The 1,290-nt window shown below is 61.0% G+C and carries 2 protein-coding genes; one reads left to right on the top strand and one right to left on the bottom strand.

Annotated elements, in window-relative coordinates; genetic code table 11:
• On the bottom strand, positions 1-186 hold a 186-nt coding region (locus ACFVSI_RS22080; protein WP_387828617.1), incomplete at its 3' end, for a hypothetical protein.
• Between ACFVSI_RS22080 and ACFVSI_RS22075 the strand changes: the two genes are divergently transcribed.
• Positions 185-1,282 (top strand): IS30 family transposase, encoded by a 1,098-nt coding sequence (locus ACFVSI_RS22075; RefSeq protein WP_387828614.1) that lies wholly within the window; start codon positions 185-187, stop codon positions 1,280-1,282. The genes ACFVSI_RS22080 and ACFVSI_RS22075 overlap by 2 nt on opposite strands.
• Positions 1,283-1,290: the final 8 nt, after the last annotated feature.

The raw sequence follows: 1,290 nt of genomic DNA, 5'->3' as shown, positions 1-1,290 counted from the left end.
GGCGGTTTCAGGTGGCCAGTGCAACGCCCTGTAGTTGGAGGGTGTCATGGTGAAGAAGAAGTTGCCGTGGTCAGTTCGTGCGTGTGCGTATCGCCATTTGCTGGCGGGGGAGGACACGGGGCGAAGTGCTGTCGCTGCTGGGGTGTCCCGGCAATCGGTGTCGCGATGGGCGAAACTAGCGGGCATGGAACTTATCTCTGGCCCTGGTGGCGGCGTGCGTCTTCCCGTGGCTTCGCCGGTGCCTTCGTGGGATAAGGAGCGAAGGTACCGGCGGCTGACTTTGGAGGACCGGGCGTATATCAAGGCCTGTTTGGGTTTGTCGGTGCCGTGTTCCATGCGGCAAATTGCCAGGGAACTGGGCGTGGATCCATCAACGGTGTCCCGGGAGATCCGCCGACACAGTCTCGATCATTCGGCCCAGCAACATTACGACGCCGGTGTAGCCCACCATCGGGCTCTGATGCGCCGTAGGCGGAACCGGCCCGTGAAGCTCTCTAGGGGAACGGCCGTATGGGACGAGGTCGTGGCACGCTTGAATCAGCGTTTCTCGCCCCAACAGAGCGCTGCGGATCTGAAGAAGACGTTCCCCGAGCAGCCGGAGATGCACGTGTCCCACGAGTCGATTTACCAAGCCCTTTACGTGCAGGGCCGGGGTGCCTTGCGGCACGAACTTGCCGTGGAGAAGGCCCTGCGTTCGGGCCGGGCCGGTCGTAAGCCCCAATCCAAGCTGCCTGCCAGGAACCTAAGGCCTTGGCTCGAAGGGGCCCGTTTGAGTGATCGGCCTGCCGAGGTCCAGGACCGAGCCGTGCCTGGCCATTGGGAAGGTGATTTGGTGGTTGGTCCCGGAAATTCCGGGATTGTCACCTTGGTCGAGCGCTCTTCCCGGTTCACTTTGCTTGGCCGGCTGCCCGGAGCCAGAGACAGCGTGACGGTCATCGAGGTCATGCAGAAAATGATCCGCACCCTGCCCCAGGCGATGCTTAAAACGATCACCTGGGACCAGGGCACGGAAATGGCTCAACATGCCAGGTTCACAGTAGCTACAGGCTGCCAGCTGTTCTTCTGTGACCCGCACTCACCCTGGCAACGCGGCACGAACGAGAACACCAACGGGCTGGTCCGCGATATCTACCCCAAAGGGACAAACTTCAACCAGGTCAGCGACGAAGAACTCGCCCACACCCAGCACCTGCTTAACATCCGACCGCGTCAAACCCTCGAATGGGACACCCCAACTGAAAGACTGACCAAACTAATCGACGGTGTTGCACTAGCAAGTTGAAACCGCCC

It is taken from the genome of Paenarthrobacter sp. NPDC057981 (assembly GCF_042886835.1).
Taxonomy (GTDB): domain Bacteria; phylum Actinomycetota; class Actinomycetes; order Actinomycetales; family Micrococcaceae; genus Arthrobacter.
The sequence above is the reverse complement of the archived record's forward strand: the minus strand, read 5'-3'. Positions and strand labels throughout refer to the sequence as shown.